At 55.2% G+C, this 25,939-nt stretch carries 24 protein-coding genes; 9 read left to right on the forward strand and 15 right to left on the reverse strand.

The features are described from left to right. The 7 genes from LI334_RS03035 to LI334_RS03065 all read right to left on the reverse strand — a co-directional run bounded on the left by LI334_RS03035 (position 1) and on the right by LI334_RS03065 (position 8,306). A complete protein-coding gene (locus LI334_RS03035) occupies positions 1 to 1,959 on the reverse strand; it encodes a DEAD/DEAH box helicase family protein (protein WP_227261700.1) in 1,959 nt (652 codons plus the stop codon). 153 nt (positions 1,960 to 2,112) lie between these two features. Continuing rightward, positions 2,113 to 3,291 carry a cysteine desulfurase family protein gene (locus tag LI334_RS03040; protein WP_227261701.1) on the reverse strand — a complete coding sequence of 393 codons (1,179 nt, stop codon included), beginning with the start codon at positions 3,289 to 3,291 and terminating at the stop codon, positions 2,113 to 2,115. A gap of 3 nt (positions 3,292 to 3,294) precedes the next feature. After that, complete coding sequence (gene dndE / locus LI334_RS03045) at positions 3,295 to 3,696, reverse strand: DNA sulfur modification protein DndE (RefSeq protein WP_096396433.1); 402 nt, start codon at positions 3,694 to 3,696, stop codon at positions 3,295 to 3,297. Next, positions 3,693 to 5,720 carry a DNA sulfur modification protein DndD gene (gene dndD / locus LI334_RS03050; RefSeq protein ID WP_227261702.1) on the reverse strand — a complete coding sequence of 676 codons (2,028 nt, stop codon included), beginning with the start codon at positions 5,718 to 5,720 and terminating at the stop codon, positions 3,693 to 3,695. Before dndD ends, dndE begins: the two co-directional genes overlap by 4 nt. 13 nt (positions 5,721 to 5,733) lie before the next feature. Beyond that, the gene (gene dndC / locus LI334_RS03055) at positions 5,734 to 7,215 is read right to left on the reverse strand and encodes a DNA phosphorothioation system sulfurtransferase DndC (RefSeq protein ID WP_227261703.1); all 1,482 of its coding nucleotides are present in this window, start codon (positions 7,213 to 7,215) and stop codon (positions 5,734 to 5,736) included. A gap of 82 nt (positions 7,216 to 7,297) precedes the next feature. Further along, positions 7,298 to 7,723 (reverse strand): hypothetical protein, encoded by a 426-nt coding sequence (locus tag LI334_RS03060; protein ID WP_227261704.1) that lies wholly within the window; start codon positions 7,721 to 7,723, stop codon positions 7,298 to 7,300. Between the two features lie 148 nt (positions 7,724 to 7,871). Continuing rightward, the gene (locus tag LI334_RS03065; protein ID WP_227261705.1) at positions 7,872 to 8,306 is read right to left on the reverse strand and encodes a hypothetical protein; all 435 of its coding nucleotides are present in this window, start codon (positions 8,304 to 8,306) and stop codon (positions 7,872 to 7,874) included. Between the two features lie 65 nt (positions 8,307 to 8,371). On the opposite strand from LI334_RS03065, the gene LI334_RS03070 reads away from it, so the two are divergent. The 8 genes from LI334_RS03070 to LI334_RS03105 all read left to right on the forward strand — a co-directional run bounded on the left by LI334_RS03070 (position 8,372) and on the right by LI334_RS03105 (position 17,153). Next, positions 8,372 to 8,614, forward strand: a complete 243-nt coding sequence (locus tag LI334_RS03070; protein ID WP_227261706.1) for a hypothetical protein — start codon at positions 8,372 to 8,374, stop codon at positions 8,612 to 8,614. Beyond that, positions 8,598 to 9,839 carry a COG1470 family protein gene (locus LI334_RS03075; protein ID WP_227261707.1) on the forward strand — a complete coding sequence of 414 codons (1,242 nt, stop codon included), beginning with the start codon at positions 8,598 to 8,600 and terminating at the stop codon, positions 9,837 to 9,839. Before LI334_RS03070 ends, LI334_RS03075 begins: the two co-directional genes overlap by 17 nt. 3 nt (positions 9,840 to 9,842) lie before the next feature. After that, positions 9,843 to 12,737, forward strand: coding sequence for a hypothetical protein (locus LI334_RS03080; RefSeq protein WP_227261708.1), 2,895 nt, complete (start codon positions 9,843 to 9,845; stop codon positions 12,735 to 12,737). Positions 12,738 to 12,788: 51 nt separating this feature from the next. Then, entirely contained in the window at positions 12,789 to 13,604 is an 816-nt protein-coding gene (locus LI334_RS03085) for a hypothetical protein (RefSeq protein ID WP_227261709.1), read from the forward strand. 53 nt (positions 13,605 to 13,657) lie between these two features. After that, complete coding sequence (locus LI334_RS03090; RefSeq protein ID WP_227261710.1) at positions 13,658 to 13,969, forward strand: hypothetical protein; 312 nt, start codon at positions 13,658 to 13,660, stop codon at positions 13,967 to 13,969. Positions 13,970 to 14,028: 59 nt separating this feature from the next. Beyond that, positions 14,029 to 15,849 (forward strand): COG1361 family protein, encoded by a 1,821-nt coding sequence (locus tag LI334_RS03095; protein ID WP_227261711.1) that lies wholly within the window; start codon positions 14,029 to 14,031, stop codon positions 15,847 to 15,849. A gap of 7 nt (positions 15,850 to 15,856) precedes the next feature. Further along, complete coding sequence (locus tag LI334_RS03100) at positions 15,857 to 16,162, forward strand: hypothetical protein (protein WP_227261712.1); 306 nt, start codon at positions 15,857 to 15,859, stop codon at positions 16,160 to 16,162. Positions 16,163 to 16,232: 70 nt separating this feature from the next. Next, positions 16,233 to 17,153: a DUF2971 domain-containing protein gene (locus LI334_RS03105; protein WP_227261713.1), complete on the forward strand. Its 921-nt coding sequence runs from the start codon at positions 16,233 to 16,235 to the stop codon at positions 17,151 to 17,153. On the opposite strand, the gene LI334_RS03110 is transcribed toward LI334_RS03105, so the two are convergent. Genes LI334_RS03110 through LI334_RS03120 form a run of 3 tightly spaced genes read right to left on the reverse strand, consistent with a single transcriptional unit; the run spans position 17,150 to position 20,079 of the window. Continuing rightward, on the reverse strand, positions 17,150 to 17,761 hold the full coding sequence (locus tag LI334_RS03110; protein WP_227261714.1) for a hypothetical protein: 612 nt from the start codon (positions 17,759 to 17,761) through the stop codon (positions 17,150 to 17,152). The two genes, LI334_RS03105 and LI334_RS03110, sit on opposite strands and share 4 nt — an antisense overlap. Beyond that, on the reverse strand, positions 17,754 to 19,886 hold the full coding sequence (locus LI334_RS03115; RefSeq protein WP_227261715.1) for an AAA family ATPase: 2,133 nt from the start codon (positions 19,884 to 19,886) through the stop codon (positions 17,754 to 17,756). Before LI334_RS03115 ends, LI334_RS03110 begins: the two co-directional genes overlap by 8 nt. Beyond that, the gene (locus LI334_RS03120) at positions 19,876 to 20,079 is read right to left on the reverse strand and encodes a hypothetical protein (protein WP_227261716.1); all 204 of its coding nucleotides are present in this window, start codon (positions 20,077 to 20,079) and stop codon (positions 19,876 to 19,878) included. The genes LI334_RS03115 and LI334_RS03120 overlap by 11 nt, the downstream gene beginning before the upstream one ends. Positions 20,080 to 20,267: 188 nt before the next feature. Here LI334_RS03120 and LI334_RS03125 point away from each other — a divergent pair, with 188 nt between their 5' ends. Then, complete coding sequence (locus tag LI334_RS03125; RefSeq protein WP_227261717.1) at positions 20,268 to 20,600, forward strand: hypothetical protein; 333 nt, start codon at positions 20,268 to 20,270, stop codon at positions 20,598 to 20,600. Between the two features lie 208 nt (positions 20,601 to 20,808). Here the strand turns inward: LI334_RS03125 and LI334_RS03130 are convergent, their stop codons facing one another. The 5 genes from LI334_RS03130 to LI334_RS03150 form a co-directional block, all read right to left on the reverse strand. After that, a complete protein-coding gene (locus LI334_RS03130) occupies positions 20,809 to 21,573 on the reverse strand; it encodes a Nif3-like dinuclear metal center hexameric protein (protein ID WP_227261718.1) in 765 nt (254 codons plus the stop codon). A gap of 149 nt (positions 21,574 to 21,722) precedes the next feature. Next, entirely contained in the window at positions 21,723 to 22,523 is an 801-nt protein-coding gene (gene speB, locus LI334_RS03135) for an agmatinase (protein ID WP_227261719.1), read from the reverse strand. Then, positions 22,524 to 22,904: a translation initiation factor IF-5A gene (locus LI334_RS03140; protein ID WP_227261720.1), complete on the reverse strand. Its 381-nt coding sequence runs from the start codon at positions 22,902 to 22,904 to the stop codon at positions 22,524 to 22,526. It lies immediately after the preceding gene. A gap of 53 nt (positions 22,905 to 22,957) precedes the next feature. Continuing rightward, entirely contained in the window at positions 22,958 to 24,022 is a 1,065-nt protein-coding gene (locus LI334_RS03145; RefSeq protein ID WP_227261721.1) for an aminotransferase class I/II-fold pyridoxal phosphate-dependent enzyme, read from the reverse strand. Positions 24,023 to 24,277: 255 nt separating this feature from the next. Then, positions 24,278 to 25,939: an ABC1 kinase family protein gene (locus LI334_RS03150; RefSeq protein WP_227261722.1), complete on the reverse strand. Its 1,662-nt coding sequence runs from the start codon at positions 25,937 to 25,939 to the stop codon at positions 24,278 to 24,280.

Raw genomic sequence — 25,939 nt, forward strand, 5'->3', positions numbered from 1 at the left:
TTAGTTGTCCTCCGTCTTTGTGACCTTGCTAAGGTTTGTGAGCCAGTCATACCGGATTTTGTCTGGGGGGATATCCACTTCGTCGTCTTCCGGTTCTTCTTCGATGTCACTTCTAACCACAAAGTCGACTATGTTAGCTGTTTTCCCAGGGTTCTCGGGATTGGTTCTGAGAGCTCTGCCGATGCGCTGGATGGTGGTGCCTTTGGAGCGGTTGGATGTGAACAGGATAATGTTTTTGACTGATTTGATGTCGATGCCTTCGGAGATCGCTTTACTGCTGACGAGGGTGCCAATTTCTCCGTTCGAGAAGGCTTCGAGTGTTTCCTCAGGGTCTTCTCCGTAGTAGGTCCTGTAGCTCTTGGTGTGGTCGTGGATGATTTTCTGGACCTTGTGTCCGTATTCCTTGGTTTCGACGAATACGAGGGCGTCTTCCAGGACATCAGGGTTCTTCTCTAAGTATTCCCTGAAGACGGGGAGTTTCTCCTCCGAGGTTTTCCGGACCTTAGCCAGCATGATGTACAGCTGGCTTTTCGGGATGTTCGGGTTCTTCTGTTTGAGGCCTTTGAACTTCCCGAACGCTGCTTTCTGCTCCTCTTTGTCTTCTTCTGAGAGTTCGTAGAACAGGGGTGTGTAGTCGGTCTCGCAGAGGATTCCCCTCCTGATTGCGTCTTCAGCGGAGAACTCGTAGACTACAGGACCAACTTCGTCTCTGAGGAAGTCGTTTCGATCCGGGTCGTAGGGATCGAAGGGTGTGGCGCTGAGTCCGAGACGGTGTTTGAAAACGTCAAGCTCCCCGGTGAGGTTGGCTTGCCTGGTGTCGCTGCCCATATTGTGGACTTCGTCTGCGATGAGCAGGCTTTGCTGAAGCTTGTTGTTGATGTCACCGTCGATGGCCTCGTGGAGATTGTCGTAGGAGATTATCAGTGCCTCGAGCTTGTCCCTGTTCTTTGTCAGGAACTGCCCGAGGTCGTGGTTTCCTCCGTATTCCTGGTAGATCCACATCTCATCGGCGCTGAAGTTTTCGGAGAGGGTGCCGTACCATTGATCCAAGAGATCGTTTCCTCTGGTGGCGACGACGACGTTCTCTACGCCCCCCTGTCTAAGAAGACGGTTCAGGATTTTGAGGGAGGTCCGTGTTTTCCCTGTACCGGTCGCCATATCGAGGATCCCGTGACCGCTTTCCAGGAACTTGTTTACAGCTACCTCTTGGTGCCTCCATCGGTAGGCACTGGTCATCTTCTTGGACTCCGAAGGGTTGTCGTACGGCCGGTCGTCGCTCCGTAGTTCCGCTATGTCGAGGGAAATGCTGTCGGGAAGTGAGATGCTGTGTACGCCCTGCTTCGCGTTGTCCCAGATCTCGTCGAATCGTTTTTCGTGTTGGTCGATTCTCTGAGCTTCTCTGTCGGACATCCAGGAGGCGAATACGGAGTAGGATTCGTAGTTGGAGAATCCTTTCCTACTGTCGTTCTGTGACCCGTGGAAGGCGATTTTGTCGTCGTTGGGGTCTCTGACGATCCCCCATTTGTCGTGGAAGTCGCCGGACAGGTTTTCCCCGGTAATTGCGATCCGGATGTCGAGGAGTCCGTCGGCGATCATCCAGGCGATGGTGTTCTGGGTTTCTTTTTCGAGTCCTTCCTCGATGTCGGAGACCATGTGGTTCAGCCGGTCGTACAGCTCCTGGTCTCGCTTTGCTTCTTCTCCTTTTTGTAGTGCTTCCCAGTCACCTTCCTCCAGGATGGGGCTGATGATCCATTTGGCTGTTCCGCCGTTTTCTGCAAGTCCTTTCAGCCCTCTTGCTGCGAACTGGAACCAGGAGCTGGTGAAGTAGCCGACACCTCGTTTGTATTCTTCTGCTACGCTCAGAGCGGGGTTGTAGAAATCCTCCGCGAAGTCAACATCGGATGTTTCTATCAGTAACGGGAGATCGAGGTCCCTCAACCCTTTGGGAGGGTCTGACATCTAGTGTGATGGACGCTTACTGACCATTTGAATCCTTTGCCGCCCTCCGGTTTTACAGACGGCGATTAATACAGTAGAAGAGTTAGTACAGCAATTAGTTGTATCAACCAATCAGTTGCCAGGTGGGGGCTGGCTATTCCCCTGTCAGGCTTTTTAGAAGGTGAGGTTGCGGAGCCGGTTGACGATCTTGATTACTTCGTCAGTCGCGTACTCGATTTCTTCTCGGGTGTTGTCTTTCCCGAGTCCGAACCGGATTGCGTGGTGCCAGACCTCTTCGTCGTCGGTGATTGCCTGGAGTACGTGTGAGGCTTCGACTGTGCCGGTGGTACAGGCTGATCCTGCGGAGACGGCGATGTCCGGCTGCAGGTTTTTGACCAGGGCTTTGTTCTCTACTCCGGTGAAGCTGATGTTGAGGTTGTTAGGGATCCGGTCTTCCGGGTGGCCGTTGAGGACGACGTCGTCCAGTTCGTCGTTCAGCCGGTCCCACATGTAGGAGGTGAGTTCATCGACGTGCTGACTCCGTTCCTCCAGTTTTTGATCCGCCATTTGCACGGCTTTTCCGAATCCGACGATTGCAGGGACGTTGAGCGTCCCGGAGCGCCAGCCTCGTTCGTGGCCTCCTCCGTGAAGTAACGGGTTGAGTTTGACTTTCGGGTTCCGTCTTCTGACGTAGAGTGCGCCGACGCCCTTCGGCCCGTAGATCTTGTGTGCGGAGATGGACATCAGGTCGATACCCATCTCTTCGACGTCGATAGGGAGGTAACCGAGTGCCTGGACTGCGTCGGTGTGGAAGAATACCTCGTTCTCTTTGGCGACTTCCCCGATCTCCTTTATCGGAGCTATGGTGCCAATCTCGTTGTTGGCAGCCATGATGGAGATCAGGATGGTTTCGTCCCGGATTGCGTCCTGAATGTCTGCCGGGTCTACTTTCCCGTTTTCGTCGACGGGTAGGTAGGTGACGTCGAAGCCGTCTGTTTCCAGGTCTTCGCAGACTTCGAGTACTGCTTCGTGTTCGGTGACGGCGGTTATGATGTGGCTGCCTTTGTCGTTGTCATCTGCGTAGTCTGCTGCTCCTCTAATAGCCAGGTTGTCGGACTCGGTTGCTCCGCTGGTGAAGATGATTTCTTCTTCGCGGCAGTTTATTGCCTCCGAGACTCGTTCTCGGGCCTGGTTTACGGCCTGCTTCGCTTTTGCCCCGAATATGTGGTCTTCGCTGGCTGGGTTGCCGTAGCTTTCTGTGAAGTAGGGGGTCATCTCCTCAACGACCTTTTCGTCGACGGGTGTGGTGGCGTGGTGGTCGAGGTAGATGGGTGTGTCCACGTCAGAAGTCATTAGCTATCCTTCCTGTTTGGCTTCCAGTCCTTTTATCTCTCCGGGAACGAGGTCGTAGAAGTCGCTTAGGTCGCTTACGTTACCTGCTACTCGTTCGACGCCTCGGTTGAGGTGTGCGACGAACTCTTCGTACAGGTCCTCTTCGGGGTCTTTCCCTTCCTGGATGAGTCGTTCTTTCAGGAGGGCCATGTAGAGGGTGTCGTGTTCTCCGAGCAGGGTGTACCGGTTGAAGGTTTGCCCGTCAGTGTCGTACTGCTGCGGGTTTGGTGGCCGTGGCTCGTTGAGGGAGTAGCAGAAGCCAATTCTGCCGAGGTAGTTGGGTGTCATCCCGGTGTTGGCTTTCAGCATTTTCAGCTGGTTGGTGGCGTCGCTGTCGATGGTGATCCGGTTGAATTTCTGGCTCATGATGTGATCTCCCCGAGTAATCGCTGATCTTCGTCGTCTTCGGTCCAGAAGTAGCCTTCCGAGGGAACGGTTTTCCCTTCCTCTTCGTCGTACTCCAAGCGGTATGCCTGGGAGATGTAGCCTTCCAGTTTCTGGTACTGGTGGTCGTCGATCTCCGTGTCGGTGGAGAAGATGATCACCTGGTGTGCTGCTTCTGGGAAGAAGTGGGTGATCAGGTTGTCTCTGTGATCGTTGTCGAGGCGGCCGAGCGGTGTGTCGACGATGAAGGGTAGTGGCCGGTCGGAGATCTCTGCCAGTGCCCAGAGGAGGGATGTGGCGAAGATCTGCCGTTCTCCGGCTGAGAGTTCTGTGTGCGGCTTGCTGTTGCCGTGGATGGTCTTGATCGTGATGTCGAGGTTTTCTTCGTCGATCTCGATTTTGTCGTAGAACTCGCCTTTGTTGGAGAGGGTGATGTAGCGTTCGCTGAGTTTCGACTCCAGTTTCCGCAGCTTCTTCTTGGCGAGTTCTTCGCGGAAGTCCTTTACCGTGTTCCGGACGTCGGAGGCGAGGTCTGCTCGTTCGGAGACATCTTCGACACGGGACTTCTGCTCAAGCTTGTTTTCGACCTCGTTCTCTTTCCGCTCTAACCGGGTCTGTGCTGTACTGATTTCTTCCTCCAGTTCTTCCAGCCGCGATTTGATGGCTCCCTTCTCCTCGGTAAGCTCGTTGAGGTCGTCGATCAGCGGTGAGATGACTTCCTGGTCAGGTGCCTTGTTGAGGCCGGATTCGACCTCTTGGAGTTCCCTGGTTTTGTCTTCCAGACTCTCGGTTAGGTCCGCAAGCTGGTCTGGGACATCGTTCAGGGCTCTGTCGGTAAGCGAGTAGATCTCCTGTCGCTGTGCCTCCGAGAACTGGTGGGCGAGTTCCGGCTCCTCGTCTTCGATTTCCAGCCGGCTTTTGAGTTTATCCTGGATGCGGTCAGAGAGCTGGCCGACTTGGTCTTCCGGCATATCCATCTCTTCCCAGACATCCTCGTCACCGAGTACGTCGTCGAGTTCGTCGGTGAGCTCGTTCCTGGCGGTCGCCCGGTTCTGCCGTTCGGTCTCAGTCTTCAACCGGTCAACTACGGACTCACAGAGATCCGGTGCCAGGGTGAACGGGTACGCGCCTTCCGCAAGATCCCGGATCTGGTCTTCGAGTTGCTCGATACTGGCGTTCAGTTCAGCTCGGCGCTCCTTGAGTTCCTCTCGTTTGTCGGCGTAGGATCCACCCTCTTGGGCGATCTTCGATTCCTTGCTGTCGATCTCGTCCTCCAGCTCTGCCAGTCTTTGCTCCTTCTCTGCTCTCTCCTGTTTCAGGTCCTCAAACTCCTGCTCGATTTCGTCTCGCTGGTCCTGAAGCTCCTGGATTTCGTCGTTGATGCCTTCTACACCGCTTTCTTCGAGCTTCTGGGAGATGTAGATGGATAAGTCGGTGTCCAGGCGTTCAATCAGGTCGAGGCCGAGGAGTGAGTACATCGAGTCCTCAAAGTCGGCGTCAGATTCGACTGCTGACGCAAGTTCCTGAATTTTCTCCCCGTCGAAGAAGAACAGTTGGGAGACTCCTGGTGGAACCAGTTCTTTCAGGAAGTCCTGCCACTGGTCCTCGTTGAGTTCGGATGGGATCTCTCCGTTCCTCCGGACTTTCAGGTCCTCGACGATGCTTTTGCCACGGTCGCGCCAGGAACGCTCCACGGAGTAGTGGTCCACTTCGCCCATGTGGGAGTACTCGAACTCGAGTCGGACGGCTGCTGTATCCGCTTTGCCGTCTGGGTATTCGTGGAGCTTGCTGCGGATTGCTTGTTCGTAGTCTTTCCTGGCGGTGCGCCGGCCGAGGGAGGATTTGCCGTGGAGGCAGAATCCGATTGCTTCGAATAGCGTGGTTTTCCCTGCCCCGTTTTTCCCGCCGAACAGTACGATGGGAGAGTCTTCAGTTGAGCTAAGCTCGATTTCGTTGCGTCCTCGGTAGGGGCCGAAGTCTGTGATGATTAGCTTGTTGATTCTCATGTAGCCTTGTCCGTTAGACGTCTACTCCGTCGTATTCCCACGCTTCTATACGGTCTTCACCTTCGAGTTCTGCGACGATTTCCGACATGTCTCGCCAGTCTTCTCGCATGACTTTGTCCAGCTCGCTGTAGATGGATGCGCGGCGTTTCATGCCGTAGTGCTGGAACTCGGTGTCGAGGAGGCGTTTGACGAGTTCGGCAGGGACGTCGTGTTCTTCACAGACCTCGTTGAGGACTTCTGCTTCCAGCTCGCCGAAGGAGCCGAGGTCGTCGTGGACCCAGTCTAGGTCGTCGTCCATGACCTCGTTGTAGATGTTTGGTACGGAGTCCGCCCAGTCAGCTCGTTCTTCGCGCCAGAGACGCCGGATCTCTCTGAGTTCTTCCTCCCTGATCAGATCCATTTCCTCGTCTTCAGGGATTTTCTCGTTGACCTCTTTCTGGGTCTCCAGGAGTTTCCGGAGCAGGTCTTTGCAGAACTCGAACTTGTGGGCGCGGGGGATGATGCCGTCACTGCCGTTGGTCTTCTCTTTGACGTAGCCGTGTTGACGGCCTTTGACCATCCGGTAGTTCGGCTTCTTCTCGGGGTCCTGCGTTTCTTTGAGGAAGTCACGGAACTCGAGGAGGGGTTCCATCCATTCGTCGCCCTCGTCGATCATGTTCTCCATCGCCTTGTCTTCGGAGACGACGGTGCAGGTCCAGCAACCGAATCGGCTGTTACCACAGGATGGGGTTTTCGTGTCGATCACCATCGGGCACTCGTCGTCCGCTTCCTGGTAGAGTGCGGCGAGATCTCGGTTGTTCTTACCCCAGGGGTTGTCGACGGCTTGGATGAGGTAGGTCCAGACGTCGTCGACGATCCAGTCCTCGATAGGTGTGTAGACGAAGGCGTTGGCGAACTTGTTGTGCCGTGAGAGGACGGTGCCGTCGATGCTGTGCATCTCCATTACCTGTTCTCGGGTGGCGGATTCTGCTTTCCGTGCTCCGAGAATCACCACTACTTCGCCGTGTTCGGAGACCTGGTTCTCGATGAATCGGTCTGCAGGGTCGATTTTGAGGCGTTCCGTACACCAGCGGAAGTTCTGGTTGGGTGCCGGGTAGCCGCGTCCGATGAGGTTGACCCAGAAGGAGTCGTCAACCTTGGGGGTGACCTTGTGGGCGGTGAAGGGCAGATTTTTCTTTTCTGCGTACTCGTTGATATTTTCCAGAGTAGAGATGATGTGGTTGACGATTTTCGGCGTCTCCACTAAAGTATCACTTGAGATAACATGGATCGGTTTCTGCCTCTTCTCTTCTGGAAGGTCTTCGATTGCGTACCAAATTAGCTGGAGGGCAGTGGTGGAGTCCTTGCCGCCACTGTAGCCGATAACCCAGGGGCGGTCATCCGCCAGATAGGTTTCCTGTATCTCCCCGTAGATGTCTTCGAGAGAACGGTTGTCGAAAACGGACTCGCCTTTTTCCTGGCCAGTCTTCGCAACCTCTAAATTATCTGTACTCATGATGATATCCTCTTGGTAAGATTGCTGTTCGGGAGATACTTGTATCTACCCGTACCTACCGGCAGATTGACGAGTGGCCCCGCTATGATCCGTTGGTTTTCCATTCTATATTCCCTGCGTTGACCTCCGATTTTTCTACCCTAATAGCGCCCTGCTCAACGGCTTGCTCGAGTGATAGTTTGTCTTTCATTAGGTAGATATCGTGGTTCCGGCGTTGCTTTCTCATTACTGAGTTGCTTAGTATCGCGTTTGAATCTGTTTCTTCGTCTGCGACGACACAGTACTCCTCTGGGGAGTCCTCTATCACCAGTTCGTAGAAGTAACTGTCCAGAGTTTGTTGTACCTCTTTCAGGTCCTCTTCTGGGACTTTGAAACGATATTTGTCCCTACTGTAGTACTTTTTGAGCTGGTTGAAGAGCTGTTCTTCGTCGAAGTACGCTGTGAACAAGTATGTGTTCCCGAAGTCGAATGCTGTTATCTCCTCCGTGTCGACGTTGAAGCTGGGCATTGGTTTTTCCCTCCTTCCAGCGTGGGGGGCTCTCCTTTCTAGTTTAAACTCTACTGTCTAATACCTCCGCCAAGGGGAGTGAAAGTGGAACCGCGGGACGGCTGCCGTCTGATCATTAGGGAGGGGTTCGGGGGGAGAACCTTCTGAGTTACTCACGGTTTTTCTTGAATTGGAAGTAGCTTCCTGAGAGGACTACGCTTAGGATGGATGCTGAGGTGATGATGTAGCTTAGAGTAGAAACTATTCTATCTATCCCGGTTGTTGGCGGGTTGAATTGGTAGTATGCCCAGAAAATGATGAAAGGTGCGCCGGTGAAGAAGAATTTGTGCGCGGATTGCTTGACAAACTTGAGGTGACTTGGGTCGATGCTTCTGTAAACCGGTATTAGTCCGATTTGTAGGGGCCAGTATGCTGCGACGGGTACCGGGTTTCTCAGGATCCAGGTGTTGGTGTAGTTGAATCCGTTGAGTAGGCCGGATATGGTGTATGTGAGAAGGAAGATGATTGTTCCTGCGCTGAATGCTCCGAGTTGGAGTTTCTGCGGTAGGGAGAGGTTCAGGAATCCATCTTCGTCGTCCGCCATAGGGTGTATTGGCTGTCCTGTGCTTTTAAAAATGACACTTCACCTATATTTCTTAGGCGGATATCTTGAGAGATGACTTTCCAGAAAGGTTCATAGACGGGTCTGAAGAGAAGTCGTTCGGTAACGAACTGGACGAGGGATTGACGCAGGCTTTCAGATCCGGAGTAGGTAACTGCGAGTACAGTCAGAAGACAATTCTCTCCGCGATTATCGAGCCGTACCTGGAGGTCGTCGACGAAGAGGAACTGATTTTCAAAATCGACACAGAGGAGTTGAACCTGGAGAAGTGGAGTGATCGCTATTCGTAAAGGACTGATACCGGTTTTAGCAGTAATTCTGTTTTCGTCTATCTCACTGGCACAGGTTCCAGAGTTCAACGTCGTTCCAGATGGAGTCGACCGTGATCTCTCGGCTTACAACGATCATGAGATCGAGTTCTCCTTCACGAATCTGGACTCGTCGCGAGAGATCCACAACGTGACCCTGGAGAATACGTCGTACCTGTCCTGGAACGAGAACCGGTTCAATTTGAATGCGTCTCAGACACGGACGGTGAACGCTTCGTTCTACACGGAGAACATTACCTCGATCAACGACTCGCTGAGTTCGAGTTACAAGTACAGCGGTTCTGACAACGATTTCTCCGGGCCGAACATTTCGATAGACGTCTCCACGTTCTACCGGAATACCTCGGTAGATCTCTCTACGTTTGGAAGTAATTTCGAGTTACAGTTCGGGGAGAGTGATACCTCGGTGTTCAGGGTCCGGAATACAGGGAATGAGACGGCTTTCAACGTGTCTTTGGAAGCGGAGGATATCACGTTTGACCGGAGTTCCGGGTTCGATGTTCCTGCAGGTGAGGATACTCTTGTTCAGTATGAAGTGAGTATTCCGAAGCCGGAGGAGAATGCGACAGCTGCCACGAACCAGACTTACCAGCGGACGGTCAGTGTTTCCGGTGAGAATTTCAACGAGACTGAGTTCTCTGCCAGTGTTTTTGTCCCGTTCAAGCAGTATGATACTGATGAGGCGGAGCGTGAGGCTGTAGAGACGTTGGTTCAGTTCTGTAGTGATAACCCTGAGTCGAATATCTGCAGTGGGGAGCAGATCGTGAGGTACAAGAATAATACGGAGACTGTCTACCGGACTCCTGAGGCGAATGTCAGTTTGACTGAGGAGGAGCTTACGTCGCTCAAGGTTTTGGCGAATACTCGTTCGGAGGATTACCGGGATATACTGCAGCGGGTTCGTCTTCAGCAGAATACGTTCCGCAGTGAGTTGAACAAGACTCGCAGCAATTTCTCTGAGAATTTGAATCAGGTTGAGGCTGAGTCTGAGGAGAATACCGAGATGATCCGGAGCTTGAACCAGACGATTGTAGAGAATAATGAAAGAGAGCTTCAGGAGGCTCGTAACAGGACGTTTTGGATGCAGCTTGGAGTCCTGATCTTGGTTTTAGCGGTTATCGTGAAGCTGGGCTGGTTTGTCTACGAAAATCTTGATGACTGGACTGATGATTCGAGGTGGACTTGAGTCGTGGAATCGAGTTGGAATACAGCTCAGAAGTATGCCGGGTTATTCCTGTTCGAGATCGTGTTCTGGGCCTTGGTTCTGGCTCTCGGTTTCTGGCTAGGGTTCCCTGGGAACGGTTTGTTCGTCGGCGTGATCGCTGTCCTGAACATCATCATCGGGATGGCTGGATACTTCGTCACCCGTGACAGCAGCGAGTTCAGCAGCTTTCAGACCGCTACTAAGCGGCAGTTATCCGAGGAGGAGGCCTATAATCTGGCTCGGTATATGCTGCCGTACAGGAGAGGATATCGTGTTGAGAGGGTAGTGGATAGAGGTATTGATCCGGCAGTCTCTGCTTCGGATGACAAGGAAGACGCTGTCCGCCTGTTTAAACTGGAGTTTGAGCCGTTGAATGTCTCTGGGAGGGCCACTCTCTATATGGATTTGGAGCAGGAGCTGTCGGTTGATCTTGATGATTTAGACTCTTTTGAGAATGCTATTGACAACGTTCAGAATGTCCGTATAGTGAAATCGTGGACGTCGACGAATTATGAGGAGAAGGTTCAGGAGGTGAAGGAGTCACTGGATTTTGACGTAGAGCTACCGTTTAGTTCGACGGTGGAGATCCTAGATTCTCGAGGAGCTTCTGACAGTATCTCGGTGAATGTCTCTGAGTCTGATTCAGGTCTTCGAGAGCATAGTTACAGACATTCCTTGGACTTGCAGAGGGTGAACCGGACAGTTTCAGTGTTCAACGACGGTTCCTCAAGGATTGATTCTGGGCTTTCTCTGGATCTTCCAGGGAGTATTGTTGGGGTACAGTCTTGGGAAGACGCTGTCTCCCCGGATAGTTCGGTTACCAAGACGGGTATCTCAGAAGGGGACTGGATCCGTAATGAGAGTGAGAGAACGTTCAGTAAATACGAAGATGAAGAGTTCAGACATGGAGAGGATGCTCAAAGGCTCGTGAACCGCACTGAACTTGTTGTCAATAACATACTGGGTATCCGATTCGACACCGTCAATATCTCCACGGAATGTAGTAGAGGGTCGACATCGTCAGTTCCGGCCGGAGAGGATACCATAGTTACGACAGACTGTAATCAGCCAACATTTGTGGTCGACACGATTAACGAGAAGATCACTGAAACCGGGGCTGATACAGGGTTTAGCCATAATTTGACTACTCAAGGAGTATACCAAGAGAAGAGGTTGAATGAGACCGGAGGAATTTCCTGGACTAGCGTGAATGTTTCCAGCCCATCAGTATCGTGGAGCTGTGAGAACTGTGCTCAGCGTAGTGTAGATCTTCCTGCATCGGAGACCCGCTCCTTGCTGTTCAATAGTTCCAGTGACTGGGTTGTTAATGAGTCGGAACCAAGTACGAAAATCGGGGAGGTGAATCCGTCAGAAGCAGATATCAACCAGCAGTTCCTGTACAATCAGAGCGGGTTACGGGTGGATAATACGCAGAGTTTCGGATTTGACGATGTCGATATTTCCAGCAAATGTTCCTTGACAAGTTCCGCGGATATACCTTCTGGAGAGTCTATTGTAACGGAAGCGTGTAACAACAACAGTTTCTCCGGGGATTGGATCAAGAACGAGGAAAGTGGGTCAACAAAGTATGCTTCTGGACCAATTTTCATCGGGAAAGGATTCAACAGGTCCTTCACTGCTACGCAAGGAGTAGAGGCCACGAACGTCCGAACCAGTACAGATCTTCAGGTCAACGTCGATTCCCTAGTTTCGGAAACCCCTGGTTGCTCCGTCGTAAACTCGTCTCAGCAGACGTTCTCCGCGGATAGTGTCTCCAGCTTCACCTTCCACAAATCCTGCAGTTCAGGAAGTCATTTGAACCGGACTCCGGTTGTGAAGACGGAGGCTGATAGCTTCTACAAGTACGGTATTGAGTTCGGGTTCAGGGTAAATTCGAACTTGACTGAGGAGCAGGACGTGGAGTATGTTGTGAAGAAGTCCTGGTTGGATAACTGGAATCGCCGTGATCCGACTGAGACCGAGGCTTTCGTTGACGGTAGCAGTAAGGACATCTCAATCCAGGAGCGAGTGATCAGCGGTACCGAGTACGTCATTTTCGTTATCGGCGACGAGCATGGGAACTCCTCTTTGCACCAGGGGATACACAGTGCTTCTCTAAGCTACTTCGAGTCGAAAAGCCCTGGATCTACCAGTGGAGGATCTGAAAGTGGTTCTGGAGGAAACAGTGGTGGAGGGCTGATCAGCGGTGGAAGTGGCAGTGAGACTCCGGTTGAAGAGGTGACGAGTGACAAGTACAATTGGAGTGTTTCAGCGATTACTTCGGAGGATTCCAGGAGTTTCCAGATCTCCGGTTATCCTGGAGCCACGTTCGAGAAGTACATCGTGGTCCGGAACACGGGAGACAACAACGTCACCTTGGATGTTGACTGTGTCAGCCTTGAGGATCAGTGTAGCTGGGTGGACGTCGAGGTTGACCGAGTGGTTTTGAATCGGAACTCGTTCAGTGAGAAAACGATTGCAGTCAGTGGGACAGTACCTGAGTCGTTCCGTGAGAGGGATTCACCGGTACAGTTCAGTATCCAGGTTTCTGATCCAGAGTTTAACGGTAGTCAGTCGGGGCCTCACGTTGGCTACGTTGATTTCACGGTGACGGATGATCCGTTCCTCGGTAGGGCGTTGGATGTGGCATTGAAGATACTTGAGGGCCGGGAGCTTGAGTCGCCGGTGTCCTGGGGCAATTCGATCACTATTCCTTTCTTCCTGATCCCGGTTTTCTGGGCTTCGCTGGTAATGGTTCTGTGGAGCATGGTTGAATGGTTGAATCCGCTTAGAAAGGATATCGCAGGCAGTGACTGGTCGACGAACTTGAAGTGGGTTTCGACGGTAGGAGTATTCCTCTTTACCTACATCGTCCTCTGAAACTCGAGGTCACCAGTACTGTTTACCTATTAGAGACAAGGAACGTGGATAATGCGTTTTAGATACGATCCTGTCAAGATCGGTGCCGGGATTTTCCTTTTAATTCTGGTATCGGTTATCGCAGTGCTGGCCGGGTTCTGGGAAGTATTGACGATGAGGGAAAGAGCGACTGTAACTATCGGGAGTGTTGGTGCACTTGGTACGGCGGCTTTGGCGTTGGCTACGTTCTGGACGATTAAGCAGAACGAGGAGACACTTGAGGACTTGGAGAAAGAGAGAAGGAAGCCTGTAGTCCTTGATTTCTTGGCTGAGGTTGTTGACCCGATCATCGAGAGAGCCGAGGATAGCAAGGAACCGTTGAGGAGTGGTCAACGGGTTTGGGGAGGTAACAGCAGGAACTCCAGTGTTGATGATGTCCGTCTTTCCAGGCCCCCAAGCTACCGTGATATCGAGGTCTCGATTTGGCATAAGTTCGAGGAAGAGTATCCGGATCTGTATGAGAAGTGTATCACCTGGTGGGAACTGGTGGATGAGGTCAAAGATGCTGCTGGGGAGCTTGCTGAGGCCTTGCTTGATGCAGATGAGTACGATGGCGAGATATCGGATCGGGACAAGGCAGTGAGGACGATTATGAACACGGTACGGTACTCTGAAGGAACTGATCGGCCGGTTGATGATGTCGAGGAGTACCGACGAACGATGTACCGGAATTATCCGGAGCTGCATCATCAGTATTGGCGGTCTCAGTGGGAGTTGCTTCAGTTGGTGGAGGATCTGCGTTCTGAAACTATTGAAATGAAGCGGGATCTGCAGGCTGAGTATGGGATATCGAATCGGGAGATCACGGAGTATCAGAATGTGTCTTGAGGCCAGCTTTTCCACCCCTTCGTTTTAAAAAGGATTTTAGGTAATTCTGGAGTATGGTTTTTCCGGATTTCGTAAAGGAACATCCAGTTGCATCCTTCGTTTCAGTTCTCGCCTTTCTCGGTGGTCTCGGCTTGTTAGCTGTTGTATTCAGTCAGGGTTCAGTGGTCGGCCAGGGTGGCTGCGGATCCTGGAGTGCCGAAGTCAACCCGAATACTGGTGAACTGTTTCAGTCTAAGGAAGAGGTTCGGCAGTTCTACGATTCACAGAATGAGGAGATTCCGGAAGGGTTTGAGATGAGGCAGCGGTTCTTCGGGGAGCTGCAGATTAAGACGCCCTGCGGAAGTGTTGGAGGTGGTTCGAACTGAGACGTGCAATTATCCTGTTTTTGTCCCTGTTCTTGTTCGCAGGTCTTGGTTCTGCTACTGTGACCAGTGCCGACTCGATCACGTACAACTCGAATAATGAGTTCTTCGACGGCACAGTCTTCGCCATTTCTGTCGCTGCAGATCAGTCGACGGATAAGATCGATATCTTCCTCGGTAAAGAGGAGTTGAGTGAGAAGACGAGTGGCGAGGTTCAGCAGGATCTACAGATTGATTTCACAGATCAGTCAACCAGCCTGCAGTACAGTACGTCGCCGTCCTCCGAATTGGTGAATATCTATACTTTTACGCCGTACAATCAGGAAGGGTTCTCTTCTGCGGATGATGCGATTGCGGCGATCAAGTCGAACTGTTTCGATTTGAATGGGAACGGTGAGGGAAGCGGTGTCTACAATTACGAGACCTCTTCCACGAGTTACGAGATCTACTGTTACACTCAGGACAAGTACCTGGGTACCCCAGCTTTCCTCGATAACCCTGAAGAGATCTTCTCGACGAAAGCCGAATTGAAGGCGTCAGGCAAGGTGAAGCAGACAGCTACGTTGTCGAACGGCGATGCAGGAAGCGGTGTAATCACTGACCTCGGTAGTCACGCGAAGATCCGGTGGAACGGGAATCTAGATACCGGCGCTTCAACACCGGATAATTCTCGTGTCTATGCTTTACACGGGAATCGGTACAGCGGTTCCTGGAGGATTATCGGTGAGACCGCGTACGACGACTACAGTACATACTTGGAAGGAGGTCAGGCTTTCCAGGCTTTACAGGACTGGGCGGATGGATACAATACTCGCTGGCAGATTGTGGAGCGGTTGAATAACCGTGCCTGGGATGCTGCGGAAGTCGATACGACCAGTGACCTGGCGTACACGACGGTAACTGATTCTTCGTACAGTAGCGGCCAGTTCAGCTACGATACAGAGGATCTCCTGGTCTATCCGATGTTCACGGTGTACGTTGATTCCGGGGAGAACGGTTACATCGAGACTTCGAAGCCGACCGGTGAACCGGATATAGTGTCGACGTCGTCGACGACGATCCCGGAGAGCGGTACTGGGACGATTTCTGCCACCGTTGAGAATGCCGGTGAGGCTCAGGGAAGTTTCTCTGGCCGATTAACCGGTTGTGATGATGGTTTTGTGTTCAGTGATACGCAGACGACGAAGACGGTGTATCCGGGTCAGAGTATTTCGTTTGACTTTGACGTGAGTTTCCAGTCTACGAGCCGTGAGCAGGGAGAAATAACCGGTAGCTGTGAGGTAGAGGTTCAGGATACTGGTAGTGCTGTCTCTGATTCGACGAGCATCTCCGTAACTGGGGAGCAGGTTTCAGAGTGTACTGCTGGTCACGAGAAACGGTTCTTGAATACTAATGACCGGTGGGAGATCCACGTCTGTAAGGATAATGAGCAGGGCTGGGAGAAGAGAAAGACCTGTGCTGAGGGTAAGAAGGCTGTTGCCCGGAGTGGCAACACGTTTGCCTGTGAAGAGGAGAACGAGGGATCTGGTGGAAATGACGGCGGGGGATCTGGAGACGGAGGCGGTGGAGAGTTACCGTCTTGGATCAGCGATTTCCTGGATCAGCTTCATCTCGGGTTCTCTGTCCTGGCCGGGATTTCACTCGGTGTAGTAGGGTACAGAGGGACTAGATGGGTTGATGGAGAGTACCAGGTCAACGGCAGTTTCGAACCGTTCAAGAGTAGAAGCCTGGACCGTGTAAGCCGCGGTAGATTCATCATCGGTTCTGCAGGGGCAGTTCTTGGATTGGCCCTCGGTACGTTGCTGGCGTTGCAGGTTCCACTCGGTATCCAGGTGGTTGTCGTGCTTGGTGCTGGAGTCCTGATCTGGAAGAAACCTTGGTGATGAAGAGTTGAAGAAGCTGATCTCAATTCTATCTCTGCTCGCTTTCCAGGTATCTTCTGTCGCTGGGCAAGGGTATCGGGAAGCGGTTAACCGTACTTTGAATCCGGAGAGTGTGGAGCAGGTCCGGGTGTTGTATGAGACGCTTGGGTGGCGTGTCGCTGCTGTTCTGGCGGTGCCTTTACTGGGTATGTTCGTTTACGGAGGACTGCTCAGTGAATGGGAGCGGGAGAATTACTGGCTTGTCCTGGTCCTCGGATTTGTTCTTGCAGTAGTCATCGTGATTGCGTTCCCGTTCGGCTTGAAAATGCTATAGAGAAATCTTCCTAGTAGAAGTACCGTGAAGTGCGGTAGTTTGAATAATCAAATCTGCTTACAACCTGTTAATGCCGCGAGTAGAATCGGAGTCTCTGGATTCCATCGACCCCGATCAAACGATTTTCCGGTATATGAGCTTCTCAAAGTTTGTTAATCTCCTCAAGACGAGGGATCTTCATTTTCATCAGGCCGCAGATTTCGGTGACCGGTTTGAGGGGTCAGTCCCGGAGATCATAGAGGAGGCTCGTGAACTCGAGTACCAGCGGGCTGCAGAGAGAGGTGATTTACGACCGGAAGGACACGAGATCCACGCTGAGATCAATAAGTGTCTTCGCCGGTTCACATACCTCAGCTGTTGGCATATGACAGACGAGGAGTCTGTGGCGATGTGGGAGCATTACGGAGGCTCTGAAGGAGCTGTTGCGATCAAAACTACGGTAGGGGAATTTAGCTCTGCGCTGAATACACGGGACAGCCCCGATATCTACTTCGGGGAAGTGGATTATCAGCCGTACAGTAGTGAACATGAGTCAACACCAGATGTCGATGACATCGATATTGAGGAGGAGCTGGATGACCGGTTCTTCCTCACTCGGGAGGCTCACTCGTTAGTTCCATTCGTCCACAAACGGCAAGGGTACGAGTACGAGCAGGAGATGCGGGGGATTATCCAGAATCCTCCAATCGATGAGGACCTGGACCAGACGAAGGTTGAGATCGACGGTGAGGTCATCGACGTGGACTTCAAGATCCACACTGAGCATGGGCCACGGTACCTGGATGCCACGAAAGAAAACGATCAGAAGGGTATCGATGTCCCGGTGTATCTGGACGGGTTAATTCAGAAGGTTCACACCGCGCCCGACGCCTCCAGCTGGTTCAAGGAAACTGTCGAGAAGGTTGTGGAAGATTGTGATCGGTTGATGCGGGATCACGATCCAGAGGAAATCTTAGAAGATTCGATTCTGGACGACGATCCCTCGTTCTAATCTCCAGTCTGTATACGGCCGTCGTCTTCGCGGGTAGGGATCTGAGTGAGATCATCAGAGATATCTTCTATTTTTTCCTGCCAGAAGTCCTCCATCTGGTCGAAATACCTCTCCAAGTCTAACTGGGTCTGGCTATCCCACTGCTCTTTGATGATCTCCACTCCTTCGTCAGCATGTGCGACAACGAGGTTCCAGACATTCTCAGGAATCTCCTCGTTTTCGTTATCGGAGTGTGAGGCGAGTTCGATTGCGATAATCCGGTCTATCAGTTCGATAGTGTAGGCGTGGTCTTCGTTATTATCCAAGACTTGGTTGATGTCGGTGAAGCGGTGATAGGGGTCATCTTCTCCTGCTGGTACAGAATCATCCGGCGATCCTGATGTCTCAGACTCTTCATCGCTATTGTACCTTCTGTCAGCCTCTTCTTCTATGAGTTCTCCATCGTCCTCGATGTACCCGATGACTAAGGAAGCAGAGAAGAGTCCGAAACCGGTGCTGAATGGGTATGTTTCGCCTTCTTCTGCCCCACCGATTTGCGGGCTCAGTTCTGCGTAGACGTCTTTCTTCCTGGTTTTCAAGTCTCGGGTGAGGTTTCGTACATTAGTCATCTGCAGTCACCTCTTCTTCGCTTCCTGCGGTCACTCCCCTATCGAAGTGATCCGGGTCGTGGTCAACTATCTCGGATGTTTCGTCTCCTGTCTGAATGATATCGTGGTGGTCAGCGATTGCATCCTGTTCTCTGAGAAGTTCGATATCTTCTTCTCTCAGTTCGTTGGGCTGGTAGAACACAACCACTTGATCGACGAACTCCGGGAGGTTTTCTATCAGGTTCTCTTTGTGGTCCCCATCTAACCGGGCGATCGGAGTGTCGATCAGGATAGGTGCATCACGGGAGGAGAACTGGGCCAGTCCAGCGATGAAGGCGTATGCAATGATCTGTCGTGCGCCCCTACTCGGATCTTGATCGGGGATGGTGAATGTCCCGTCGTCAGTTTTGATCCTGAGTTGGTAGTTCTCATGGATGCTAAGGCCCTCATAGACCTCATTGTTCGTCATTTTCATGAACAGCGTGGAGGTCTTATCTTGGACGGAATCACGTCTCTCGTCTACGTACTCATCCTTTGCATCCACGAACGCCGATTTGGCTTGTTTAGCGACTTCGATTAATTCTTGGTACCGTTCTTCTTCCTCGCTCGCACCTTCCATCTCCTCCAGTTGGCTTTCCAGATCGCTAACCTTCTCTTCCTGATCGGAGATGTCGTCCTTCAAGGACTCAAGTTCAACTTTCAGGCGCTCTATCTCCCGGTTGACTTCTTCGAGCTCCTCTCTGATTTCGTCGACTTCGTCGGTTTCGAGTTCGGCGTTTTCTATAGTCTCTTCCAGACGCTCTATGCGCCGCATCCGTTTTGTCCGGTCCTGTTCAAGCCCGTCAATTTGAGAGGTGAGGAACTCGAATTGAGCTTTCTCGTGGCCCAGGTCGTACTCTTCCTCATCAGTTTGTGCTTGCAGACCGTCGACTAGCTGGTCGATGTATTCGGCTTCGTCAGTGGATTCATTTCTTGCTTCGTCCAGTCTGTCTCGGAAGTCAGCAAGGGGTATATCTTCGATATTTTGACCGCAGACGTAACAGTCCTCAGGCACCTCATCTATCGTGTCTTGGAGGACTTCGATTATTCCACCAGGAGAGTCTAATGCGACAGTAGATCCGACTTGTTCTGCGGCGACTGCACCTGCTATCGGCCCGAATCGGTCGTAAATTGCCTGCCGTTTCTTTCTGTTCTCCTCTAACTGGGATTCGATGCAGGGAGTTAGGTCGTCTATCTTGTCTTGTGAGAGATATTCGCGGGCTTTGTCGACGTTGTGAGCGCCGTATAGCTCAACTCGGGTTTCAATCAGCTGGTGATACTTTTCCCGGATGTCTCCTGCTTCAGCAAGCCGTTCTTCTACGTCGCTTTTCTCGTCGCGTTTGTCCTCCAGCTTGGACTGCTTCTCCTCTTGTTCTTTTTTGTACTCTTCGAGGAGGGTACGTTCTTCTTCAAGCTCATCTTTGGTCTCCCGGTATTCTTCGGCTTCTGAGTGGGCTTCCTGGAACTTTTCCTGATAGTGTTTGATTCCACGTTTTTCCAGGTCCGTCTCGGCTTTACGGAGTTCTTCGATGCCGAGGACCAGTTCGATTGCTTCTCGGACATCGGCGTCTTGCTGGCCGAATCTTTCGGCGTATTCGTCGATTTGTTCTCCGTCGAAAATGAAGAAGTGAGATGCGTCTTCTGGAAGAATACCGTCTCGGAACTCTCGGTAGTCGGTGATATCGTCGTCGCCTCTGGTATCGATGATTATGCCGTCTTCTTCGTCCTCATCATCTACCTCTTTCTCTACGACGACATAGTGTTCGTCGACCTCCCTCTCTGATTTGGTATCGGCCTGGGAAAATTCGAGGACTCGTTTGATCTCGTAGTCCCGGCCGTTATGTGCGAAGGAGATGGTGACTGCGGTTTCTCCGTCACCTTCTATAGCTGCTCTCCGGTTAATACAGTAGTCTTGTTTCTTCTCTCTGTTTGGTCCGCCATTACTGTCGAAGTCGTAGAGGCAGAAGCGAATAGATTCGAGTAATGCGGTTTTCCCTCGGTCGTTTTTTGCTCCGAAGAGGGTGACGCCACTTTCGTCGCTGAAATGAATGGTGTCCTCTCCGTAGAACGGCTTGAAATTCTGGAGGGTTACTGATTCAAGCTCCATTTTCCTCGTCTACGTGGTTTTCTAGAGCTGATTGAATCCCATCAGTGATTCCGTGACGTAGTTCCATAGTAGAAAGATCGTCCTCGAGATCGTAGATTTCGAGCAGAAGCTCCTCTGTGATGGCTTCTCGGTTCTCTGCTTCCTGCCGAAGAAGCCGCTTGATTTGATCTTCCTCTTCTTCTGCTGCTCCCATGTGATCGTGGTGCCACCAGCAGTAGAAAATGATTGTGGTGACAGGGATCGCACGGTTAATTGCGTGCCTGCTTGGGGTAACAAAGGATAGAGGTGCTGTATGAATGTTTTATAGGTGGTTGTCCAAGTTCTATTCACTGAGATGTGTGAGGTGATGCCCGTATCGACGAAGGATTTGATGATTATTCGGTGGACAAGTTCCTGGAGAAAGTCGAGGAAAGAGAGAAGGAGCATTTGGAGGAGCAGTTAGAAACTGTAGAGGATATTCTTGAGGAGAGGGATTCGGTTCACCAGAGTCTGATCGATGAGTTGGATGATGAGATTGAAGTCCAGTCTGATTTGTTGAGTAGTTCTGCTAAGAGCGATAAGCCGCGTATCAGGGACCGTCTTGAGGAGCTGTATCGTGAGAGACGTGAGGAAAGACGTGGGAACTGGCGTGACCGTGAGTCTTTGCGGGAGAGAAAGCTTGATTTGGAGGATGAGTTGGCTTCGCTGGGTGGGTTGGAGAACCTCGGTTCTTGAGACTCCAGTCCCAGGGTTACTGGTTTAAGATTAGGCGTCGAAACCCTTACTAAGCGGACGTGCGTGTTGCTTTCCGCCTATGCTTGGCACCAAAGGTGTGGCCTCGGCACTCATAGGGCTCGTCGTTCCGCGGGTGCCAGCCCGGGTCGGAGCGGTGGTATCGTCATCGGCCGGTCGAAGGTAGCGCGTTCTCGGTTTTAGGGGTTTCCTAGATGCCCGTCGGTGCGTCCAGGACGGTCGTTTCGACGCCCCAGTCGTCGGCGAGGTCGGCGAGCGCGTTCACGCCGAACGTCTCGGTCGCGTAGTGGCCGGCGAGGTAGACGTGGACGCCGGCTTCCTTCGCCTGATGGTAGAGTTTCTGCTTGCCTTCACCGGTGACGAACGCGTCCGCGCCGCGCTCGACGGCGGCGTCGAACCAGTCCGCGCCGCTCCCAGTCACCACCGCTACGTCCTTGATGGCGTCCGGGCCGAAGTCGAGGTGGCGGACGCCGCCCGCGCCGTGGTCGAGGTCGGTTTCGAGCGTCTCCCGCACGCCCGCCGGGTCGAGGGCGTCGGCGGTGCCGGCGAGGCCGATGTACTCCGACCCCATCGCGCCGAAGCGCTCGCGGCCCGCGAGCCCGAGGCGGTCGGCGAGGCCAGCGGCGTTCCCGAGGCTGGTGTGGCCGTCGAGCGGGAGGTGGGAGACGTAGAGCGCCACGTCCTCCCGAATCAGGGGCGCGACCCGGTCGAAGTCGCGGCCGGTCACGCGCTCGATACCGCCCCAGGAGAGGCCGTGATGGGTGACGAGCGCGTCCGCCCCCGCGGAAACCGCGGCCTCGATGGTTTCGACGGCGGCGTCCACCGCGAACGCGACGTGCTCGACCGTCCAGTCCCCGCTCCCTACCTGGAGGCCGTTCGCGCTCGCGTCTACGTCCGCGTAGTCGCTCGTCCGCAACTCCTCGTCGTACCGCGCCGCGAGTTCGGAAACGTCCATACCCGATAACGAACCGCCCCCGGCATAGGTGCGGCGAACCTTCAAATACGAAGCCGAACCCAGACGGGGCGTGCGATAACAGTCAGTCCGGGGCGTTCAGCGGGTGCGCGTCACGCCGCCCCGGAATCGCGAGTGACGCCTGCCAGCCCCTACGCCGAATCCGCGTGCGCGAACACGAACTCTCGGAGGAGCTTCGCACCCAACACCGCGGCCTGGCCGTCGTCGCGGTCGTTCACCTCCACAATATCGAACGCCGACGCCGCGGGCGCGATGTCGCGGACGAGCCGCCGCATCGCTCGACTGGAGAGCCCGCCCGGTTCCGGCGTCCCCGTCCCCGGCGCGAACGCCGGGTCGGCCGCGTCCACGTCCACCGAGAGGTAGACCTCGCCGTCGAACGACGGCGACCACGACCCGACCTCGTCCGGTTCCACCACGGTCACGTCGGCCTCGCGGGCGCGCTCCCACTCCGCTTCGCTCCCCGAGCGCGCGCCGACGACGTACGCCTCCTCGGCGGTGTCGAGCGCGTGCCGCGTCACGGTCGAGTGACTCAACGGGTTGCCGTCGTACTCCTCGCGGAGGTCGAGGTGGGCGTCCAGCGCCACGAACACGTCCGGCTCCACCGCCCGCACGCCCGCCACCGAGACCGTGTGCTCGCCCCCCACCAGGAGCGGTACCGCGTCGTCCCACACCACGTCCGTGACCGTCCCCCGGAGGTAGTCGAGGTACTCCGCGGTGTCGTCCCACGCGTGCACGTCGCCCGCGTCGTGCACGCCGAGCGCCGAGAACGACTCATCCGTTCGGTGGTCGTAGTCCTCGAACGTCCGCGCGAACTGACGGACGCGATCCGGGCCGAACCGCGTCCCCGGCTGAAAAGACGTCGACACGTCGAGCGGTGCGCCGACGACCACGTACGCCGCGTCCTCGCGGTCGGCGGTCGCACCGGGAAGCATCTATTCGAGAACCTTCCGCTTGCCCTCCCACTCCAGGTACTCGATCTCGTCGTCGGGACTGACAGACACGTCGTCGGGGAGTTCGATGGTGATGGTCTCGTACGTGTCGAGGTCCATCACTTGCACGACGTTGTCGGACTCCTTCGCGACGACCTGACCGCCCTTTCGGTTGACGATGGGCACCCAGACCTTCGCGTCGACAGGCTGACTGAAACTACGCTTCTTCTCGTCGAAGACGCCGCGAGCCTCGACGCGCGCCTTCGCGCTCCCGTGTTTCCCGGGCTTTGCGGTGGAGTACGCGTCGATCTTGCACGCCGCGTCGTCGATGATGACGTAGTTTCCTTCCTGGAGTTCGCGAACCTGCTTCTGCTCTTTCGCCATGCACGCGGATTCTCGACGTGCGAGTATAAACCGTTTGGAACGCGACGACCGCCCTACGCGCGGAGGGCGGCGCTCACGCGCTCCAGCCCGTCTTCCAGTTCGTCGGTCGGCAGGCCGAACCCGATTCGGAAGTAGTCGTCGTACCCGAAGCAGTCCCCGGGCGCGAGCACGACCCCGGCGTCCTCCACGACCGTCCGGCAGAACTCACGCGACCCCGCGTACCCGTCGGGGACGGTGACGAAGCCGTTCACGCCCGTCGGGTCGTGCCAGTCGAGGCCGTGATTGTCGAGCCAGTCCGCGACGATATCGTGGTTTCTGGCCGCTATCTCACGGTTCTCCGCGAGAATCTCGTCCTCCTGCTCGCCGAGCGCCTGCCGGGCGACGTGCTGGCCGAACGCGCCTGGGGAGATAGTGGTGTAGTCCTTCCACTCGACGGCCGCCGATACGACCTCCCTGGGGCCGCAGAGCCAGCCGAACCGCAGGCCCGCCAGCCCGTACGACTTCGAGAGGCTAGACGTGCTTATTCCGTAGTCGCCCAGGCTCGCCACGGGCGGCGTCGGACTCTCGGCCAGCAGGCGGTACACCTCGTCGCCGAGCAGGTAGGCGTCGTGGGTGGCCGCCACGTCGTAGAGTTCCTTGACGGTCTCCGCGTCGTGGTGCTTTCCGGCGGGATTGTTCGGATTCACGAACGCCACCACGTCCGTTTCCTCTCGAACCGCGTCCCGAACCGCCCCCACGTCCAGTTCCCACTCCGGCGGGTCGAGCGGGACTTCGGTGACCTCCCCGATGGCGTCGGGGACGGCCGTGAGCGCCTGGTAGGTCGGCGTGACGACGACGGCGTGTCCGCCCTCGTCCATCAGCGCGTGGTACGCGAGGAAGTTCGCCTCCTGCGCGCCGCACGTGAACGCGAGTTCGTCTCTCGTCCGATTGTGCCGGCCCGCTACTTCTTCTCGGAGCTCCGGGTCGCCGTCCGTCGGGATGACGTACCCGAGTTCGCCCGGGTCGGTGTCGAAGCGCTCGCTGTCGAGACTCCTGATACCCGACTCCGCGAGCATGATGTCCGCGTCGTGCTCGTGCTCGTCGAACCACCGTTCCAGGTCGAACGTCGCGATGTCCATACCCGATACAGGAACAGAACCGGGAAAAATAGGCGGGAGTCACCGACCCTGCGTTACCTGTCGCGTATCATCAACCCGAGTGAAGCGAGGAACGTGATGACGCTGGCGAGTAGGACGACCGGAACGACAGTCCACCGCTCGTTTACGGTGTAGAGAAGTCCCGCGAGCAGCACGAGATAAATCGAGACGAGAAGCCAATTCGTCGGCGACCTGTCTTTTTCCATCGGTCTCTCAAGTGGTTGTTCAAGTGGTATTTTATTTGTTTCTGCGCTCGCGGAGGTTCTGCCGCGTGAACTGCGGGGTCGCCTGCAGGCGCTTGCGCTTCCGGAACGACCGGTAGAGGTAGAACGCGCTGACGGCCGCGAGGCCGGCGGTCACGGCGGCCGCGCGGAGGTGGGCGTCCGCGTACAGGTAGGACGTTGAGAGCACGGACACCGCGAGCAGGAGGCCGAGCACGATGCGTTTGCCGAGGCGGTCGATGACGTCGTTCGAGTCCTCGATGTCGGCGCGGACGTAGAGGTCGTCGCGGTCGATGCGGTCGAGCGCGCGTTCGAGTTTCGGGGGGACGCGGACGGCGGACTGCGCGGCGCGCGCGAACTCCTCGCCCGTCTCCTCGACGAACTGGCGCGCGCCCTCCTCGCGGTAGCCGGTCTCCCCGAGGTAGTCGGTCGCGACCGAGACGAAGTCGAAGTCGGGGTCGAGCGTCACGCACACGCCCTCGACGACGGTGGCGACGCGGAGGACGAGCGCGAGGTTCGCGGGCAGGCGGAGCGGGAAGTCGTAGATGGTGTCCTCGACCTTCCCCACGATCTGCTGGACGCGATAGGTCTCGATGGACTCGCCGCGGGCGTCCCGTATCGCGAGTTCCATCACCTCGGCCATCGTCGCGCGGTCGGCGTCCGGGCTGAGCGTCCCCAGTTCGATGAGGGTGTCGAGGATGGCTTCGATGTCCTGGTTCGCGACCGCGATGTAGAAGTCCACTATCTTCCGCTGGACGAACTCGTCCGCGCGCCCGCTCATCCCGAAGTCGTAGAACACGATGGTGCCGTCGTCCTGCACCGCGAGGTTCCCGGGGTGGGGGTCGGCGTGGAACACGCCGTCCTCGATTATCATCTGGAGGTACGCGCGCTCTAAGGTCTCCGCGACGGCGTGCCGGTCTACGCCCCGGCGGTCGAGTTCCTCGACGTTCGAAATCTTCGTCCCCGGGACGTACGCCATCGTGAGCACGCGCTCCGTCGAGTAGTCGTCGTACACGCGGGGGATGGCGATGCGGTCGTTCTCCGCGAAGTTCCCGCGTATCTCCGCGAGCATCTCCGCCTCCCGCCCGTAGTCCATCTCCTCCCGGATGGTCTTCGCGAACTCGTCCGCGAGGTTGTCGAGGCTGAACGCGCGCGCCTGCCCGACGAACCGCTCGACGAGCGGGAGCGCCCACCGAATCACGCGCAGGTCGGCCTCCACGAGGGCTTCGATGCCGGGCCGCCGCACCTTCACCGCGACCGGGTCGCCGTCGATTTCGGCCGTGTACACCTGGCCGAGGCTCGCGCCGCTGATGGCGTCCGCGTCGAACTCGTCGAACGCCTCGTTCACGTCCCCGACGTCCGCTTCCAGCACCTCGCGCGCCGCCTCCCAGTCCGCCGGCGGCACCTGGTCTTGGAGGCCTTCCAGCACGTCCACGTACTCCGGCGGGAGGATGTCGGGTCGGGTGGAGAGCAGTTGGCCGAGTTTGATGAACGTCGGGCCGAGCGTGAGCAGGCTGTCGAGCAACCGCTGGGCGCGCCGCACCCGCATCTCGCTCGACACCCGCCGCCGCCCCCCGAACAGGAGGTACTTCCGGCGGTCGCGGAGGTACGCGACGATGAGCGGGAGGAACTGCCAGAGCACGACGGCGAACCGACGGTACGCGCGCAGCACCGCCAC

It is taken from the genome of Salarchaeum japonicum (genome assembly GCF_020614395.1).
Classification (GTDB): Archaea; Halobacteriota; Halobacteria; order Halobacteriales; family Halobacteriaceae; genus Salarchaeum; species Salarchaeum japonicum.